Origin of the sequence: Sphingopyxis fribergensis, assembly GCF_000803645.1 — a bacterium.
GTDB lineage: Bacteria > Pseudomonadota > Alphaproteobacteria > Sphingomonadales > Sphingomonadaceae > Sphingopyxis > Sphingopyxis fribergensis.
Genome location: NZ_CP009122.1, coordinates 529,321 through 544,177 on the forward strand (window position 1 = coordinate 529,321; position 14,857 = coordinate 544,177).

The following is a 14,857-nucleotide window of genomic DNA, read 5'->3' on the forward strand; positions in this document are numbered from 1 at the left end:
GTCAATAGCTAAATTGGATTTTTCCAACCGCGCGCTATTTTGCCTCCGCAGGGGGCGCGGAATCGTAGACTGGGACCCTCCACCGAATCCTATTTCGATAGAAGCGAGAACCTTGGGTGTCGGGGGCCGTGTTAAAGCGCGACCGGCGCAACACTAGGCTGCACGTCGCAGCATCAAGGTCAGCGTGGCCGCTCGACGAGATAATCTCGCAGTCAGTCGGGGCGCCGAGTCGGTCCACAGTCACTTTGAACTGAGCGTCCCCCTCGCGTCGCTCGCGCATGGCCGCTGCGGGGTAGTCGTCATTGGTCGCCCATCTGCCAGCGTTCCCGATCGGAATGGCGGCCTCTGGCTCGAAGAACGGATCGGCGGGAACAATGTCGCGCTTTCTTTGGAGAGCGTCGGCGGCGGCCTGCTCTCGCGCTTTCTCGCGCCGAACGGTCGCCATGCAGGGCTTCATTCTTTCGATCGCGGCCCGGCTTCCGATTAGTTTTACAGCCAGAACCGTCGTAGGATTCCCCCCATCCCGCAATATGATCAGACTGGAAGCCGCGCCAAAGGCCACGGCTAAATCGCGGCCGGCAGAAAATCTAAATCCGCGGCCCTCACTGTCCGAGAACCCTGTCGCTTTAACCGAATATAGATCGCGGTCAAAAGCAACCGTAAGGGGGTATATTTCACCCTCTTTGATCGACCAATTGCTATTCTGAAGGCCTAGCGCAACGGCGCCATCTGCCATCTCGACCAGCGTTGCCCTGGTGCCACCGTCGTCATCCCACTGCGCGGAAATAGCGCACGCGCCATCTCCTCGAATCACTTCCCAAGAGGCCTGCGCCGGGGTCGATATCCCGAGCGCGGTCACAAGCGCTACAATCCCCCGCCTCATGCCCCCTCCTATAAGTCCCGCATCAGCCATATCGCGCGTCCGTGAATCCTCATCTCTTCAGCGTCCACGTCATAATCTGGAACGGCGGGATTGTCTGACATTATTAGAATGCGCCCTTGTCCCATCGCGCGAAGCCGCTTGATGCCATGCGCGCCAAGGTGGTCGATCCAGTAAATGCCGTGGACTCGAGACAGCATCTTTTCTGATGTGTCGATGAGGATGCGATCGTTCGTGCGCAGCGTCGGCTCCATGCTGTCGCCCACGCCTTTGACTGCGCGCAACATGTGCAGCGGCGTCCGCGTCACCGCTCGCAATAGGCCGATGTCAAACTTGACCGGCTCTTCCTCGACGAACTCCTCGATGAGCGTTCCCGGCCCCATGGAAAGGGAAAGGTCGAGTGAAATTATCTCCACCACGTCGTCATGCAGATGGATGCTTCGCGTAGGAAGCGTGACCGACCGCGCCGATTCGGGGCTCTCGTCGTATAAGTCGGCCTCGTTTTTCTGCACCACGCGCAGCAGTTTGCGGAGACTGTCCGATCGCGGGCTTATATCCTGCTTTTTGAGGTTCGTGAAAAAGCCGCGGTTCATCCCGGCTTTCAACGCCCAATCGGTTTCAGCTAGGTCACTCGGCTTCAGGCGCATGAGCGCATCGTAAAGCGCCGCGCCGCGCAAATCTGTGTGGTCCGCCATGTCGGATATTTCCCACGGCGGCGATAAATCCAAAAGCATGATGTTTCCTACTTGCTTGGTTGGACATATCCGACTACGTAGGATTTCATGAAACATGCATTGATCAGCGACGCGGAGATGCTCGAACGTATCGAAGCGTTTTGCAAGCAGCACAATCTCGGCACCGCCGCATTCGGCCGCGCCGCGATCGGTGACCCCAGTTTGGTCGGCAACTTGCGCAAAGAGCGGTCTTTGACGCTCCGAACTGCGAACAAGATTGCCGGGTTCATGTCGGAGTATCGCGCCGAGCAAAGCGCCGCGGCATGATCGTTCGCCACCACATTCCCCCCGCGCTCTCTGGGTCGCACCAGAGCGTGACCCCCGCCGGACATTCCCCCTTTCCGTCCGGCGGGGGCATTTATTCTGACGACGGCGTCGGGCGTCATTGCCCGATCGCGTCCGAGCCCGACGACAAATTCGATCACGATCTCCCCGACCAGCCGTGCGCGGTCATCATCGGGCTCCAGCTCGCTGCTCACCCCGGCTTCGGCACGATCGATATCCCGATGATTTTCATTCCTGTCATCCATGACCTGGAGATAGCCAGTGCCTGACAATACGTCCGCGACCTTTGTGCCCCTCGTCTCCCGCGAACAGGCGTGGAACAAATTCGCAGCCGCCATCCGCCTCTATGCAGGCCGCGGGCGCCGCTACAGCTTCAAGCAGCTGGCCAATGGGGCGGGTGTCAAAGACCGCGTCATCGAATGCGCGCTGCATGATCCGAGCAACGTCGATTTCCGCCCGATGCCGTTTGAAGCGCAGATGTCGATCGCTCGCTTCCTCGGCGCTGAATTCACGAACGAGTGGTTCCATCTGGCAGGGCAGGGGGCGTTCGACCTTCCCGACGAGGACGCGCCGACGCCTGGCGAACTTGCCGCCGACATAGCGACCGAAGGCGCGGAAGTCGTTCGGATGGCGGCGGACGGTGTGTTCTGCGGCGAGGATCGTAAGCGACTTCGCGCGATCGGCAGCGAGAAGATCGAGCGCGGGCAGATGCTGGTCGGGCTGACCGAACGGCGGGCGGCGTGAAGGACTATTCTGCATTCCTTGCCGCAAAGGCGATCGACGATCCGTCAACCGGCCTAACCGAGTGGGCCGACCTTCCCGCCTGCCTGTTCCCGCATCAAAGCGATATCGTCGCATGGGCGCTTCGCCGCGGTCGCGCTGCGCTGTTTGCTGGCACCGGCCTCGGCAAGTCGCTGATGGAATTGGCATGGGCGCAGGCTATCCACGATGCAACTGGTAAGGATATCTTGCACCTTGCCCCGCTCGCCGTCTCAAATCAGATGGCGCGCGAGGCGGATAAATTCGGCATCGGCGCCCGCGTCGTGGCCAAGCAGTCCGATTGCGAACCCGGCACGAACATCACGAATTATCAGAAGCTGGATCACTTCGACCTGTCGCGGTTCGGTGGCGTCATCCTTGACGAAAGCAGCATCCTCAAATCGACCGACGGCAAATATCGCACGGCGCTGATTGAATCCTGCCAGTCGATCCCGTTCCGTCTCGCCGCTACTGCTACCCCGGCGCCGAACGACTTCATGGAATTGGGCAATCACGCCGAGTTCCTTGGCGTCATGTCCTACACCGACATGCTCGCAACGTTCTTCGTCCATGATGGCGGATCGACGCAAAACTGGCGCCTAAAGGGCCACGCTGAAAACGAGTTCTGGCGCTGGATGGCTTCGTGGGCCGTCATGCTCCGCAAGCCTTCTGACCTCGGCTATGCCAACGATGGCTATGACCTGCCGCCGCTGGTCTATCATCAGCACACGGTATCGGTTGAATATGCGCCGTCGATGGAAACCGGGATGCTGTTTCCGATCCAGGCGGCAACCTTATCGGAGCGCATCGCCGCGCGCCGGGATAGCGTCGTCGATCGCGTGGCGCAGGCTGTCGCGGTCACGCCGACCGATCGCCCCTTCGTATGGTGGTGCAACCTCAACAGCGAAAGCGAGGCGCTGGCGAAAGCTATTCCCGATGCTGTCGAGATCCGCGGTTCCGATGACGACAAGGCCAAAGAGCGCAAGCTGATCGATTTCAGCGAAGGCCGCATCCGCGTTCTGGTCACGAAGCCGTCGATCTGTGGCTTCGGCATGAACTGGCAGCATTGTGCCGACACCGGATTTGTCGGGCTCAATGACAGCTTCGAACAATTCTATCAGGCCATCCGCCGCTTCTGGCGGTTCGGGCAAACGAACCCGGTCAACTGCCACATCATCGCGGCCGAGACGGAGGGCGCCACCGTCGCCAACATTCGCCGCAAGGAAGCCGATGCCGACCGCATGGCCGCTGCGATGGTCATGCACATGGCTGACCTATCGAGCGCCGCCGTGCGCGGATCGACGCGCGACCGTCCTGATTACGATCCACAAGTCCCTGTTCAACTTCCCGCATTTTTGGAGATCGCAGCATGACGATCAAGGCCGTCGAACAGGTCGTTACGGATCAATACGCAATCTATCAGGGCGACTCGTGCGAGATCATCCGCGCCATCCCCGGTGACAGCATTCATTTCGGCATCCACTCGCCGCCGTTCGAGGGGCTTTACAAATTCAGCAACTTCGACCGCGATATATCGAACAACGATGGCCCGCAGTTTTGGGAGCATTACAGCTTTCTTATTCAGGAATTGCTCCGGGTCACCATGCCAGGGCGTCTCCACAGCGTGCATTGCATGCAATTGCCTATGTCGAAGATCCGCCACGGCAATATCGGCATGCGCGACTTCCGCGGCGAGATCATCCGCGCCTATGAGGACGCCGGGTGGATTTTCCATAGCGAGGTTTGCATCTGGAAAGACCCCGTCGTCGCGCAGCAGCGGACGAAGTCAATCCGGCTGCTCCACAAGCAGATCGTCAAGGATAGCTGCATCAGCGGGCAGGGGCTCGCCGATTATGTCGTCACCTTTCGCAAGCCAGGCGAGAACCCCGAGCCGGTGAGCGGATGCTTTGACGAATGGCATGGCGAAGGCGATGGGCCGGACCCGTCCAAGTTCACGACGCCGACCGACGGCCGCAACTGGTATTCGATCGAGGTCTGGCAGCGCTACGCCTCGCCGGTCTGGACCGACATAAATCAGACCCGCACGCTGCAATATCGGGGCGGCCGCGATGAAAAGGACGAGCAGCACATAAGCCCGCTGCAACTCGACGTGATCGAGCGGTGCATCGACCTATGGAGCAACCCCGGCGATACCGTGCTGACGCCGTTCCTCGGTATCGGCAGCGAGGTTTATTGCGCCGTCGAAATGGGCCGCAAGGGCGTCGGCATCGAATTAAAGCCGTCCTATTTCGCGCAGGCCCGCCGCAACATCGAAGGATTGAAGGCGAAGGCTGGCAGCCTGTTCGACGCGGTGGCGGCATGATCCGCTGGCCATTCACCCGCCGCCGCCCCGCGCCCACCACCTGCGCCGAAGCCGGACGCACTGGCGCTCTTATCAAAGCCGACCGCGAGCGCGCTGCCGTTCGCGCCAAGGCCCGCGCCATGTGCGCCCGCATGGGCAAGCCCGTCCCCGACATTCTGAACCAAGGAGCCTGACATGGCCGAAGCCACCGACGACAAACTGCGCCTTCTGATCGAGCGTATCGAGCGCCTGAAAGAGGAGCAAAAAGGCATCGGCGAAGATATCCGCGATACCTTCAACGAGGGCAAGTCGCAGGGCTACGACACCAAGATGATGCGCAAGGCTATCAAGCTGCGCAGCATGTCGCCGCAGGACCGAGCGGAAGCCGACGCCATCTTGCAGGCCTATTGCTGCGCGCTGGGCATCCAGATCGAATTGCCGCTCGGCGTGGCGGCCTGATCATGGCCGCCCGCCACTCAACCCCAACGCCAAAACCGTGGAGCGCCGACGAAACCGATCGGCTCGCGGACCTGATCGCGGATGGCTTCTCATTCGGCGGCGCGTCCAGAACTCTCGGCTGCACCCGCAATAGTTGTGTGAGCCGCTTCCGCCTCATCTCTCAGCAATATGGGTGGCAGGCCGCATGATGACTTTGCCCTGGCCACACCCAATGACATTCCCGAACGCCAAGCGGCGCCTGCACTGGTCGAAATACCAGCCGCATTGCAACCGCGCGCGCGGAGAGGCCCGACTGGTCACGCGCGGATGGATGAACGCGAACCCGGCTCAGCGGCCCGACGCGAATGCACCCCTTTCGCTGCGCGTCACCTTCCAACCGCCGAACCGGATTCGCCGCGACGATGACGGAATGATCGGCGCGTTCAAGCATCTCAGAGATGGGATCGCCGACGCGCTCGGCATGGATGATCGCCTGTTCCGGCCCGAATATCACTTCGCCGAGCCTCTGAAGCCCGGTGCGGTGATCGTCGAAATTATCGGAGGCGCAGCATGACGACTTGCCGGACATGCTCAATCCCGCTTGGGCGCGGGAACAAGACGGGTTACTGCCGCCGACACGTCGCCGCGTATAACCTGGCGCAGCCGCACATCAAAGAACGCCAGCGCGCCGGCATCCGCCGCAAGCACGCGACCGATCCTGTCTTTCTCGATGGCCTGCGCCGCCGCGCGCGTGCCCTCGGCGACGATCCGGTCATCAACGCCAAGCGGACGCAGCATTTCAAGGAAGGTCGCTTCTGGGAGCTGGGCAGCATCGCCTCGCGCGCGCCTGACGTGCGAGCGAGGGCTGGGAAGGCGAGCAGCGCCACAAAGCTGGCATGGTGCCCGCCGCATTTGCGTGCCGACTATTTGCACCTTGTCCGCGCCAAGCGGTTCCCGGCGGCCGAGGCGCGAACGCTGATCGAAGATCAGAATGAGGTCGAGATGCGCCGGTGGCGCTTAAGCATAGGAGCGGCCGCTGCGTGAGTGGGTTTGCCGTCCTCTACCGCGAAGCGACTGACCACCCGCTGTTTGCGGGAGATAGCTCGCGCTTTGGCGCGTGGGCCTGGCTCGTCCTGAAGGCATGCTGGAAGCCGACAAAATTCAACGTGTCCGGATCGACGATGACGATCCAGCGCGGGCAGCTTTGCGTGTCCCGGTCGCAGCTCGCAACCGCATGGGGATGGTCGCAAAGCGCCGTCGAGCGGTTTTTGACCCGGTTGCAAACCGAACAGATGATCGGACGGGCTACCGGACAGGGGCGCTCGATCATAACCATATGTAATTACGAGAAATATCAGGATATCGCCGAGGACACCGGACAGGAAACCGGACAACCATCCGGACAGCGATCGGACAGCGATCGGACAACTAAAGAACAAGGGAACCATATAACCATAGAGGAAGAAGCTAAAGCTTCTCCCTCTACCGCGCGTGCCGCGCGCCGGAAAAAGGCTGAGCCTTTCGTTCGTCCCGATTGGATACCGGCAGAGCCGTGGACTGGTTACGTCGCAATGCGGGTCAAGATCCGAAAACCGATGACCGATGAGGCGAAATACCTCGCCGTCGGCAAGCTGGCGAAGCTTGCCAAGGACGGCCACCCTCCCGGCGACGTCCTGAACCAGTCGATTTTCAATAGTTACCAAGGACTCTTCGAAATCAAGGATCAGGGAAATGGCCAGTCAGCCCAGCCTTTCAGGAAACCAACAACCCTCGACGCCATGCAACGAGCCCTCGAGCTTACTGGCGGCACGGAGGGATGCGACGCCCCTCGATCGCCAAGCGGCAATTGGGGAGCTAACTCGCTGCCTGACCCTGTGCGCGCCATCGGGCATGTCGGGCGATGAGCGGGCGCTGTGGCTCTCGGCGGCATGGGCGGAAGTCCGCGACATTCCCGCGCGGCCGTTTGTCGATGCCTGCACCACCGCCCGCCGCATCGTCGAGCACCCCGCCAAGCTGGTCCCGACCATCGTCCGCGAAAGCCAGGAAGTCGCTGACATCTTCCGCCGCCGCCTCGCCCGCGAGGAAGCCGCATGGGCCAACCGCAGCGCACCGCGGCTCGCGCGCCCCGACGATCGCCGCCGGCCTGACGAAAGCGCCGAGGTCGGTTCGATGATGTCGGAGCTTATCGAGAAACTGAAAGGGCAAGCCGATGACCTTCCGTGACAACCCCGGCGCCCGCCCTGTCGAGCCCGATACCGAGATACGCGTCCGCTACCGCAACGGCGAGGTCACCGAATTCCGCCCAGCAAAGTGGTGGAGCAACTGGCGGCGCAGCGATGACGCGTTTGCGATCGATCAATGGGAGGAAAAGGCAGCATGAAAACCTATGACGCCCAAGAGATCATCGAACTGATCGCGTCGCGCGCCACCGCGTTCGGTCAACAGGCCGGTGTCGGCGCGATGGAAACCGCTGGCGGGATCATCGGCTACCTCGCCGAGAACCCGCGCGACCTTGAACCTTTCATCAACGGCGGCATCTTCGAACTGCCCGCCGATTGGTTCCAGCGGCACAGCCTGACATGGCACGACAGCAAGGGGATAGTCCGCAATCCCGCCGACGTGCGCCGCGCGAAACAGGTTCGCGACCTGCTCAAGCCGGGAGCGCCGGCCAATGGCTGATCTCACCGTCTCCGCCCACGCCGTGCTTCGCTACAGACAACGCGTCCGCAACGTCGATGACGCAGAAGCCGAACGCGCCCTGACGACCCGCGCCTTCCACTGCGCCGCTCATCTCGGACGCTGCTCGGTCATCCTGCCGTCCGGCCACCGCGCCATCGTCCAAGATCATACCGTCGTCACCGTCCTCCCGCTCGGCGGCCATGCCTTCCACGGGGAATATTTCGAAAAGGGACCGAAATGAACGCGCCTGCAATTCTTGACCGCGCCGCTTCCGTGCTCACGGCGACGCTGCGCCACCACGGCGTGGAGATGCACCCGGACGATATTCGCGGATTGGCGACGGACGCATTTGCGCTCGCGCCGATCAACTGGCGCTTCGACCTCTCGCGGATGCCTATTGACCGCTTCGACGGCCGCGAGATGCTTCTTTATGCGGGCTATGTCGTCCTCTGCTCATGGTGCGACGGCTGGCGCGATCCCGTTGGCCGCCCTGTTCAGAACGCTACCCATTGGGCTGATGTTGAGGGGCCGGGGGCGTGAGCGTTTATGTCGACGACGTGCGCCATGGGTTCGGCAATATGGTCATGTGCCACCTGTGGGCCGATACGCTTGATGAGCTGCTCGCCATGGTCGACAAGATCGGCGTGCAGCGGAAATGGATTCAGGGCCACCCGACGCTCAGCTTCGGCAAGCACCGCAAAGCGTCATGGGTCCACTTCGACATCGCGCTGAGCAAGAAGGCGATGGCCATAAAGGCGGGCGCCATCCTGACCGATCGGTTCGGCCCGGTCGAACATACATCGCGGCTCGATATCGCATCGGGCGAACCGGCTCTCGTCGAGCGGGGAAACCGGATGCTGGCGATGGTCGCAAATTGCCGTGCGATGAGGGAGGCGGCGAGCGCATGACCCGCCCCTATCCGCCCCGCAACATGATCGACGTCGTTGAGTATATGGCCTTCTACCGCTTCGAACCGAGCGAGGAATTGCACGACTGGATAATGGACACCTTCATCAAAGGCGACGGCCCACTGATCAACGAAGAGCATCAACACCTCGCCGACGCGCATATCGGTGTCCTCTGGACCAACTGCGACAACAGCCGGAACATGCGGAGCGTGATTGGCCAGGCTGAATTGATGCCGCCTATGGCGATGGGCAAATGGCAGCGCGCCCGCGCCGTCCAGCAAATCGAGGAATGGTTCGACGGGATGCCCGACTTCCTGCTGACCTTCTCGGCGCCGGCTGCGGAGGGAATGAACGATGCCACCTTCTGCGCTCTGATAGAGCATGAGCTTTATCATTGCGGTCAGGCCCGAGACGAGTTCGGGATGCCGAAGTTCAAGAAGGATGGGATGCCATCGTTCGCGATCCGCGGGCACGACGTGGAAGAGTTCGTCGGCGTCGTCCGGCGATATGGTGCCGAGGCTGCTGGCGTTCAGCCGATGATTGACGCCGCCAATGCGAAGCCGCTGATCGATGGCGCTGACATCGACGGCATCTGTGGCACTTGCCTTCGGGCGGCAGCATGACGGAAGCATGACCAATGGCCGCTAAGAAACCATCGCTGCCCGATGACGTGAAGAGGTTCATTATCAATGGCTTGGCCGCTTTCGACACGCCGAGCCAAGTTTCGGCGGCTGTCATGGAGGAATTCGGCCTCGATGTTGCGCGCCAAGTTGTGGAGGCGCATGACCCCACGAAATTCGCTGGCCGCAACCTTGCGCCGAAATGGCGGGAGATGTTCGAGGCGTCGCGCACTGGCTTCATCGAAGAGGCGACGCTTGTTCCGATCGCTCATCGCGGCGTTCGTCTGCGCGCGCTGCAGCGCATGGCCCAGCGCGCCGAAGCAAAAGGCAATCTCCCGCTCGCGGCCCAGCTTCACAAGCAGGCGGCCGAGGAAGTCGGCAATGCCTATACTAACCGCCGCGAACTGACTGGCAAGAACGGCGGGCCGATTCAAACCGAGGACCGCACCACCGCATCATTGATAGAGGAGGCGAAACGCCTTGGTATTGACCCCGCCACGCTCGGCCTCTCCTGATGATCAGGCCGCCCGTGTCTCGCTGCTGGCGGCGGTCGTTGCGAAGAGGAAACGCGAAGCACTTGCCCCCGGCGGCAAGCTGCTCGACTTCACGCGCTGGTTTTTCCCCGAGCGCGAGGGGATGGAGTTCATCGAAGGTCCGCATCACCGCGTCATAGGTGAGACGCTGGATCGGGTGCTGACCGGCGAGATAACGCGCCTCATCGTCACTATCCCGCCCGGCTATACCAAGACCGAGGCGGCCGTCGTCAACTTCATCGCCAAGGGCTTCCATATCAACCCGCGCGCGCGGTTCATCCACGCGACATTCTCGGATGATCTTGCCCGCGAGAACAGCGACAAGGTGCTGCAGCTCGTCGGGCTCGACGGATATCAACAGGTTCGTGCCGTGTCCGTCCGCGTGGACAGCAAGGCCAAGGATCGGTGGAAGACGACCGAGGGCGGGGGAATGCTCGCCAAGGCGTCTGGCGGCCCGATCACCGGCTTCCGCGCTGGCTATATGGATCGCACCATGTTCACGGGCGCGCTCGTCATCGACGACCCTTTGAAGCCGGACGACGCCTTCTCGCCGACCAAACGGAAAACCGTGAACCAGCGCGCGACCAATACCTTCCGCTCCCGCCTGGCGCATGACGACGTGCCGATCATCGTCATCATGCAGCGGCTGCATTCCGACGACTTCGCGGGCCACCTGCTGACCGGCGCCACCGGCGAGAAATGGCACCACCTGAATCTGCCCGTCGTCATCAACAACGCCGAGGAATACCCTGTCGAGTGGACACACGGCATCCCGATCCAGCACGGTTTGCCTGATGGCCCGCTATGGGAGGACAAGCATAGCGCCGAGGAGATCGAAGTCCTCAAGGCCGACGCCTACACCTTCGCCAGCCAGTATATGCAGCGGCCCGTGTCGATCGAAGGCGCGCTGTTCGATATGGAGGGCTTCAAATGGTGGAATGAGCTTCCGCGCATCGAATATTACAGCATCTATGCCGATACCGCGCAGAAGACGGGCGAGCGCAATGACTTCTCGGTTCTACAGCTCTGGGGCAAGGCCGAAACCGGGATCTACCTCGTCGATCAGCTTCGCGGGAAGTGGGAGGCGCCGCAGCTTGAACAGATGTCGATCGCCTTCTGGGAAAAGCACAAGGGCAAGCACATCCGCGGCTTCAATGTCGAGGATAAGGCTTCCGGCACCGGCTTGATCCAGTCACTGCGCAAGAAAGGCATCCCCGTCGTCGGCATCCCGCGCGACCGCGACAAATATACCCGCGGCCTCGATGCGGCGCCATGGGTGGCGACTGGCATGGTGAACCTGCCCGCCAATGAGGAATATACCGTCGCTCTCCGCGCCGAATTGCAGATGTTCGACGGGCTCGGCACCGGATGGGACGACCAGGTTGATCCGTTGATGGATGCGATCGCGGACATGCTCGCCGAGACGCACGCTCAACAGGGCTGGATCATGACACGGTAATATTATTGCGCGGTCCCGCAACATCGCGTAACTATGTGCCATGGCGTCGCACAATTCTCTCTTGGCAAACGCATCGGGATTTGTGCGCGACCGGCTCGCGCGCGCGTTCCCGTGGGCCTATGGCTTCAACACCAAGCACGACTATGCGAAGGACTATGGCTGGCCCGAAGAGCTTGGGTTCGACCAGTTCTACCGCCTCTATTCACGCTCTGGTTTGGCGGCTGCCGCAATCGACAAGACGATCGGCAAGACATGGGCGACAATGCCCGCGCTGTGGGAATCGGAAGCCCCCGCTGATACGCCCGCCGAAAAGGCCATTCGCAAGCACTTCACCAAGCGCAAGATTTGGCGCTCGCTCATGGACGCCGATCGCCGGTCGATGGTGGGCGAGTATGCCGGGGCTATCATCTTGCTCCGCGATGGCAAGCCACTCGACCAGCCCGTCGCAAGGGTGCGCCCAGGCATCGAGAACGTCGTCGGCATCATTCCCGCATGGCAGGGCCAGCTCACCCCGATCGAATGGGATAACGTCCAGACCAGCGAGACCTATGGCGACCCGCTCTATTACCAGTTCGACGAGCAGGCCGTCGGTAATCCGCAGAACACGGCAAAGAGCCAGATCCGCATCCATCGCGACCGCGTGCTCATCTGGTCGGACGACGGCACGCTGAATTGCAAGTCCGCGCTTGAACCTGGTTACAACGACGTGGCCGATGCGGAAAAGATCAAGGGCGCCGGCGGGGAAGGTTTCTGGAAGTCGTCGCGCGGGGCCCCGATCATTGAGGCACCCAAAGGGGTCAGCCCGAGCGACGTTCAGCGCGGCATGGGCACTACGACGCCGAAAGAGACGATCGACAAGCTGAACGAACAGGTCGGCGAATTCCAGTCCGGCCACGACAATATGCTGATGCTCGGCGGTTTCACGGTGAGCCCGCTGACGATCACCTTGCCGCAGCCCAAGGAATTTTGGGAGCCGTGTGTTCAGTCGTTCGCCGCTTCGATGGGCATCCCGTTCAAGGAATTGATCGGCAACGTCACCGGCGAGCGCGCCAGCACCGAAGATGCGAAGGGGTGGGCGGAAACGTGCATGTCCCGCCGTGAAAACCGCGTCATGCCGATCCTTCAGGACTTCATCGACCGCCTCGTTGCGTGGGGCGTGCTCGATGCAAAGGACTGGGTGATAGGTTGGACTTCTTTGTTGGAAGCCAGCCCCGACGACAAGCTCGATCGCGCTTCGAAGATGTCGCAGATCAACCAGCAGGCGGGAACTGAACTCGTCTTCCTGCCCGACGAGATCCGCGAAGAGGCTGGTTACAAGGTCGCCGACGAGGTTGAGGGTTTTGCCGAGTATCTGGCTGAGAAAGAGGCGCGCGCGGCTGAGATAGCCGAGGATGGGCCGAGTGAGACGGTGCCGGATGATGAGGCTGGCGAGGTGGCTGAATGATTTCGTCTAAGCCTAGGGCTCGCGTCAAACAGGGGGCGAGCGGCGCCGTCGCCCACTTCATCCGTGACGATGGATGGAACCAGTTAGTTCGTTGGAGCGACTTTCCGTCCCTCGTCGCAGCATGGGCGTTCGTGCAGGATTTCGCCGCTGGCGGTCACCCCGAATACCCCATCCTTAACCCAAGGGATTTCTCATGACCAAACAAGTCCGCGTCAACGTCCGCCACGCAATCGACAACAGCGCCATTCGCCGCGAGCGCCGCGATGGCCGCGACTATATCGTCGTCCCGAGCGCGACCATGCCCGACGGCATCGTCATGAATCGCGTCCGCTATTCGGCAGACGAGATCGCAAAGGCGTTCGGCAGCCTCGAAAACACGCCCGCTCCGCTCGGCCATCCGACGATAGAGGGCGCCTTCGTGTCGGCCAAGGATCCAGAGGGACTGGTGCGCGGCTTCATCGGCGCCTGGAACAAGAACGTGCGCCGCGAGAATGGCCGCGTGTTCGTCGACAAGGTCATCGACGTCGCATTCGCCAATCAGCTCGACGGCGGCAAGACCGTGCTGTCCGCGATCGAAAAGGGTGAGCCGATCCATTCTTCGACCGGCCTCTACTGCATGCTGACTGCGGTGCAGAACGATGACGACGCCGATTGGGACGCCTCCGACATCGTTTTCGACCATGATGCGATCCTCGTCGGCGAGGACGGCGCGGCCACCCCGGCGCAGGGCGTGGGCCTCATGGTCAACGCCGCCAAAGCCGAGGACGGCGGCAAAATCGACGTCATCAACTGCACGCTTTCCGAAGACATCGACCGCGATATCGGATGGTCCATTGAAAGTATGTTGCGTGGTGTTGAACGAAAGAAACAAATTTCATTGATTGAACGTATCAAAACGTTTATCACCGACCTAGTTCAGGGCGACCCGACGTCCGAGACCATCGAGGGCGCTGCCCTGAACACGGAGCACGAAGACATGGATAAGGCGCAGTTTGATGCTCTTCTGGCAAAGGTCGATGCGCTCGCAAGCGCATCGACCCTTACCGAAGACAAGGTCAAGGAAATCGTCGGGAACGCGCTCAAGCCCGTCACCGATACGCTCGAGGCGCAGGCCAAGGCCGATAAGGACAAGGCCGAGGCCGAGCATGCTGCTCTCGTCAATCAGGTCGTCGAGGCGGAACTGCTGACCGAGGAACTGGCCAAGGCTTCGCCCGCGCCGGTGCTCAATGCGCTGCTCGCCAAGGCGAAGGACGCGAACCCGCTTCCGGCCCATCGCATCAATTCGGCATTCAAGCCGGCAACCAACGGTGAGCGCAAGCCGCTCGCCCTGAAGGCGGAGGGCTGATCATGGCACGCTTCAACAAGATCTTCCTCGGCCCCACCGACAAGAACTTTCCGCAGGTTCGCGAAGCCATTGCGGCCGTCGCGCTCAAGCCGGGTCGTCTCGTCGTGATGTCGTCGGGTGAATTCGCTCTCGCCGGTGCAACGACCGTCGGTCAGGTGCTGCTCGTTCAGGATAACTACCTGACCCAGAAGGACGTCGACACCGATTGGGCCGCTGACGATCGCGCCGTTGCCATCGAGATGGACGATCAGTGCCTTTATGCCGCGCGTATCGCGAACGGCGTGAACATCGCAGCGATCGGCACCGCCCTGACCCCGGCGGCAAACGGCACGCTCGGCATCGCCAGCACGGGCGATCTCGTCTGCGCCTACTCGGCGGAGATCTACAACAACAACTCGGGCAGCGAACAGCTTCTCATGATCCGACCGGCTGGCAGCCAGTCGTATCTCTCGGCCGCGTAAGGGGGCATAG

General features: G+C 61.6%; 24 protein-coding genes. 21 read left to right on the top strand and 3 right to left on the bottom strand.

Annotation, left to right across the window (positions count from 1 at the left end):
- Positions 1 to 34: 34 nt before the first annotated feature.
- Together SKP52_RS27420 and SKP52_RS02425 are read right to left on the bottom strand one after the other, a co-directional pair.
- Positions 35 to 913, bottom strand: coding sequence for an energy transducer TonB (locus SKP52_RS27420; protein ID WP_081997176.1), 879 nt, complete (start codon positions 911 to 913; stop codon positions 35 to 37).
- Positions 892 to 1,614: a S24 family peptidase gene (locus SKP52_RS02425; protein ID WP_039571334.1), complete on the bottom strand. Its 723-nt coding sequence runs from the start codon at positions 1,612 to 1,614 to the stop codon at positions 892 to 894. Before SKP52_RS02425 ends, SKP52_RS27420 begins: the two co-directional genes overlap by 22 nt.
- A 48-nt stretch (positions 1,615 to 1,662) precedes the next feature.
- Between SKP52_RS02425 and SKP52_RS02430 the strand changes: the two genes are divergently transcribed.
- From SKP52_RS02430 to SKP52_RS02460, 8 genes are all read left to right on the top strand, one after another.
- Positions 1,663 to 1,881, top strand: a complete 219-nt coding sequence (locus tag SKP52_RS02430) for a hypothetical protein (protein WP_039571336.1) — start codon at positions 1,663 to 1,665, stop codon at positions 1,879 to 1,881.
- Positions 1,878 to 2,168, top strand: coding sequence for a hypothetical protein (locus SKP52_RS02435; protein ID WP_039571338.1), 291 nt, complete (start codon positions 1,878 to 1,880; stop codon positions 2,166 to 2,168). The genes SKP52_RS02430 and SKP52_RS02435 overlap by 4 nt, the downstream gene beginning before the upstream one ends.
- Positions 2,161 to 2,643: a hypothetical protein gene (locus SKP52_RS02440; RefSeq protein WP_039571339.1), complete on the top strand. Its 483-nt coding sequence runs from the start codon at positions 2,161 to 2,163 to the stop codon at positions 2,641 to 2,643. Before SKP52_RS02435 ends, SKP52_RS02440 begins: the two co-directional genes overlap by 8 nt.
- Positions 2,640 to 4,031, top strand: a complete 1,392-nt coding sequence (locus SKP52_RS02445) for a DEAD/DEAH box helicase (protein ID WP_039571347.1) — start codon at positions 2,640 to 2,642, stop codon at positions 4,029 to 4,031. The genes SKP52_RS02440 and SKP52_RS02445 overlap by 4 nt, the downstream gene beginning before the upstream one ends.
- Complete coding sequence (locus SKP52_RS02450; protein ID WP_039571349.1) at positions 4,028 to 4,981, top strand: DNA-methyltransferase; 954 nt, start codon at positions 4,028 to 4,030, stop codon at positions 4,979 to 4,981. Before SKP52_RS02445 ends, SKP52_RS02450 begins: the two co-directional genes overlap by 4 nt.
- Entirely contained in the window at positions 4,978 to 5,154 is a 177-nt protein-coding gene (locus SKP52_RS26425) for a hypothetical protein (protein WP_160292349.1), read from the top strand. Before SKP52_RS02450 ends, SKP52_RS26425 begins: the two co-directional genes overlap by 4 nt.
- Before the next feature lies 1 nt (position 5,155).
- Positions 5,156 to 5,419, top strand: coding sequence for a DUF2312 domain-containing protein (locus tag SKP52_RS02455; RefSeq protein ID WP_039571351.1), 264 nt, complete (start codon positions 5,156 to 5,158; stop codon positions 5,417 to 5,419).
- A gap of 211 nt (positions 5,420 to 5,630) precedes the next feature.
- The gene (locus SKP52_RS02460) at positions 5,631 to 5,972 is read left to right on the top strand and encodes a hypothetical protein (protein WP_052207739.1); all 342 of its coding nucleotides are present in this window, start codon (positions 5,631 to 5,633) and stop codon (positions 5,970 to 5,972) included.
- 17 nt (positions 5,973 to 5,989) lie between these two features.
- Here the strand turns inward: SKP52_RS02460 and SKP52_RS26850 are convergent, their stop codons facing one another.
- Positions 5,990 to 6,196, bottom strand: a complete 207-nt coding sequence (locus tag SKP52_RS26850; RefSeq protein ID WP_148308995.1) for a hypothetical protein — start codon at positions 6,194 to 6,196, stop codon at positions 5,990 to 5,992.
- A gap of 242 nt (positions 6,197 to 6,438) precedes the next feature.
- Between SKP52_RS26850 and SKP52_RS25900 the strand changes: the two genes are divergently transcribed.
- The 13 genes from SKP52_RS25900 (at position 6,439) to SKP52_RS02525 (ending at position 14,847) form a co-directional block, all read left to right on the top strand.
- Positions 6,439 to 7,302 carry a hypothetical protein gene (locus SKP52_RS25900; protein ID WP_148308996.1) on the top strand — a complete coding sequence of 288 codons (864 nt, stop codon included), beginning with the start codon at positions 6,439 to 6,441 and terminating at the stop codon, positions 7,300 to 7,302.
- Complete coding sequence (locus tag SKP52_RS02475; RefSeq protein ID WP_039571361.1) at positions 7,289 to 7,621, top strand: hypothetical protein; 333 nt, start codon at positions 7,289 to 7,291, stop codon at positions 7,619 to 7,621. Before SKP52_RS25900 ends, SKP52_RS02475 begins: the two co-directional genes overlap by 14 nt.
- Complete coding sequence (locus SKP52_RS26435; RefSeq protein ID WP_160292350.1) at positions 7,608 to 7,778, top strand: hypothetical protein; 171 nt, start codon at positions 7,608 to 7,610, stop codon at positions 7,776 to 7,778. The genes SKP52_RS02475 and SKP52_RS26435 overlap by 14 nt, the downstream gene beginning before the upstream one ends.
- Positions 7,775 to 8,077, top strand: coding sequence for a hypothetical protein (locus SKP52_RS02480; RefSeq protein ID WP_039571364.1), 303 nt, complete (start codon positions 7,775 to 7,777; stop codon positions 8,075 to 8,077). Before SKP52_RS26435 ends, SKP52_RS02480 begins: the two co-directional genes overlap by 4 nt.
- Positions 8,070 to 8,318, top strand: a complete 249-nt coding sequence (locus tag SKP52_RS02485) for a hypothetical protein (protein WP_039571367.1) — start codon at positions 8,070 to 8,072, stop codon at positions 8,316 to 8,318. The genes SKP52_RS02480 and SKP52_RS02485 overlap by 8 nt, the downstream gene beginning before the upstream one ends.
- The gene (locus SKP52_RS02490) at positions 8,315 to 8,617 is read left to right on the top strand and encodes a hypothetical protein (protein WP_039571375.1); all 303 of its coding nucleotides are present in this window, start codon (positions 8,315 to 8,317) and stop codon (positions 8,615 to 8,617) included. The genes SKP52_RS02485 and SKP52_RS02490 overlap by 4 nt, the downstream gene beginning before the upstream one ends.
- Entirely contained in the window at positions 8,614 to 8,985 is a 372-nt protein-coding gene (locus tag SKP52_RS02495) for a DUF4031 domain-containing protein (protein WP_039571378.1), read from the top strand. The genes SKP52_RS02490 and SKP52_RS02495 overlap by 4 nt, the downstream gene beginning before the upstream one ends.
- Entirely contained in the window at positions 8,982 to 9,608 is a 627-nt protein-coding gene (locus SKP52_RS02500; protein WP_052207742.1) for a putative metallopeptidase, read from the top strand. Before SKP52_RS02495 ends, SKP52_RS02500 begins: the two co-directional genes overlap by 4 nt.
- Positions 9,609 to 9,622: 14 nt before the next feature.
- A complete protein-coding gene (locus SKP52_RS02505) occupies positions 9,623 to 10,120 on the top strand; it encodes a DUF2280 domain-containing protein (protein ID WP_039571381.1) in 498 nt (165 codons plus the stop codon).
- Positions 10,086 to 11,597, top strand: coding sequence for a phage terminase large subunit (gene terL, locus SKP52_RS02510; RefSeq protein WP_228383797.1), 1,512 nt, complete (start codon positions 10,086 to 10,088; stop codon positions 11,595 to 11,597). The genes SKP52_RS02505 and terL overlap by 35 nt, the downstream gene beginning before the upstream one ends.
- 40 nt (positions 11,598 to 11,637) lie before the next feature.
- Positions 11,638 to 13,041 (top strand): anti-CBASS protein Acb1 family protein, encoded by a 1,404-nt coding sequence (locus tag SKP52_RS02515; protein ID WP_052207743.1) that lies wholly within the window; start codon positions 11,638 to 11,640, stop codon positions 13,039 to 13,041.
- 298 nt (positions 13,042 to 13,339) lie between these two features.
- Entirely contained in the window at positions 13,340 to 14,386 is a 1,047-nt protein-coding gene (locus SKP52_RS02520) for a hypothetical protein (RefSeq protein ID WP_148308997.1), read from the top strand.
- 2 nt (positions 14,387 to 14,388) lie between these two features.
- Positions 14,389 to 14,847 (top strand): hypothetical protein, encoded by a 459-nt coding sequence (locus SKP52_RS02525; protein ID WP_039571386.1) that lies wholly within the window; start codon positions 14,389 to 14,391, stop codon positions 14,845 to 14,847.
- The last annotated feature ends 10 nt before the right edge of the window (positions 14,848 to 14,857 follow it).

What these genes read in the sequence shown, in the direction of transcription:
- SKP52_RS02425 (WP_039571334.1), bottom strand. Translation starts at nt 1,614, where the DNA reads ATGCTTTTGGATTTATCGCCGCCGTGGGAAATATCCGACATGGCGGAC.
- SKP52_RS02455 (WP_039571351.1), top strand. Translation starts at nt 5,156, where the DNA reads ATGGCCGAAGCCACCGACGACAAACTGCGCCTTCTGATCGAGCGTATC.
- SKP52_RS02520 (WP_148308997.1), top strand. Translation starts at nt 13,340, where the DNA reads ATGCCCGACGGCATCGTCATGAATCGCGTCCGCTATTCGGCAGACGAG.
- SKP52_RS02430 (WP_039571336.1), top strand. Translation starts at nt 1,663, where the DNA reads ATGAAACATGCATTGATCAGCGACGCGGAGATGCTCGAACGTATCGAA.
- SKP52_RS02450 (WP_039571349.1), top strand. Translation starts at nt 4,028, where the DNA reads ATGACGATCAAGGCCGTCGAACAGGTCGTTACGGATCAATACGCAATC.
- SKP52_RS02500 (WP_052207742.1), top strand. Translation starts at nt 8,982, where the DNA reads ATGACCCGCCCCTATCCGCCCCGCAACATGATCGACGTCGTTGAGTAT.
- SKP52_RS02525 (WP_039571386.1), top strand. Translation starts at nt 14,389, where the DNA reads ATGGCACGCTTCAACAAGATCTTCCTCGGCCCCACCGACAAGAACTTT.
- SKP52_RS02485 (WP_039571367.1), top strand. Translation starts at nt 8,070, where the DNA reads ATGGCTGATCTCACCGTCTCCGCCCACGCCGTGCTTCGCTACAGACAA.
- SKP52_RS02435 (WP_039571338.1), top strand. Translation starts at nt 1,878, where the DNA reads ATGATCGTTCGCCACCACATTCCCCCCGCGCTCTCTGGGTCGCACCAG.
- SKP52_RS27420 (WP_081997176.1), bottom strand. Translation starts at nt 913, where the DNA reads ATGGCTGATGCGGGACTTATAGGAGGGGGCATGAGGCGGGGGATTGTA.
- SKP52_RS26435 (WP_160292350.1), top strand. Translation starts at nt 7,608, where the DNA reads ATGACCTTCCGTGACAACCCCGGCGCCCGCCCTGTCGAGCCCGATACC.
- SKP52_RS02490 (WP_039571375.1), top strand. Translation starts at nt 8,315, where the DNA reads ATGAACGCGCCTGCAATTCTTGACCGCGCCGCTTCCGTGCTCACGGCG.
- SKP52_RS26850 (WP_148308995.1), bottom strand. Translation starts at nt 6,196, where the DNA reads ATGCTGCGTCCGCTTGGCGTTGATGACCGGATCGTCGCCGAGGGCACG.
- SKP52_RS02480 (WP_039571364.1), top strand. Translation starts at nt 7,775, where the DNA reads ATGAAAACCTATGACGCCCAAGAGATCATCGAACTGATCGCGTCGCGC.
- SKP52_RS02515 (WP_052207743.1), top strand. Translation starts at nt 11,638, where the DNA reads ATGGCGTCGCACAATTCTCTCTTGGCAAACGCATCGGGATTTGTGCGC.
- SKP52_RS02505 (WP_039571381.1), top strand. Translation starts at nt 9,623, where the DNA reads ATGGCCGCTAAGAAACCATCGCTGCCCGATGACGTGAAGAGGTTCATT.
- SKP52_RS02475 (WP_039571361.1), top strand. Translation starts at nt 7,289, where the DNA reads ATGTCGGGCGATGAGCGGGCGCTGTGGCTCTCGGCGGCATGGGCGGAA.
- SKP52_RS02460 (WP_052207739.1), top strand. Translation starts at nt 5,631, where the DNA reads ATGACATTCCCGAACGCCAAGCGGCGCCTGCACTGGTCGAAATACCAG.
- SKP52_RS26425 (WP_160292349.1), top strand. Translation starts at nt 4,978, where the DNA reads ATGATCCGCTGGCCATTCACCCGCCGCCGCCCCGCGCCCACCACCTGC.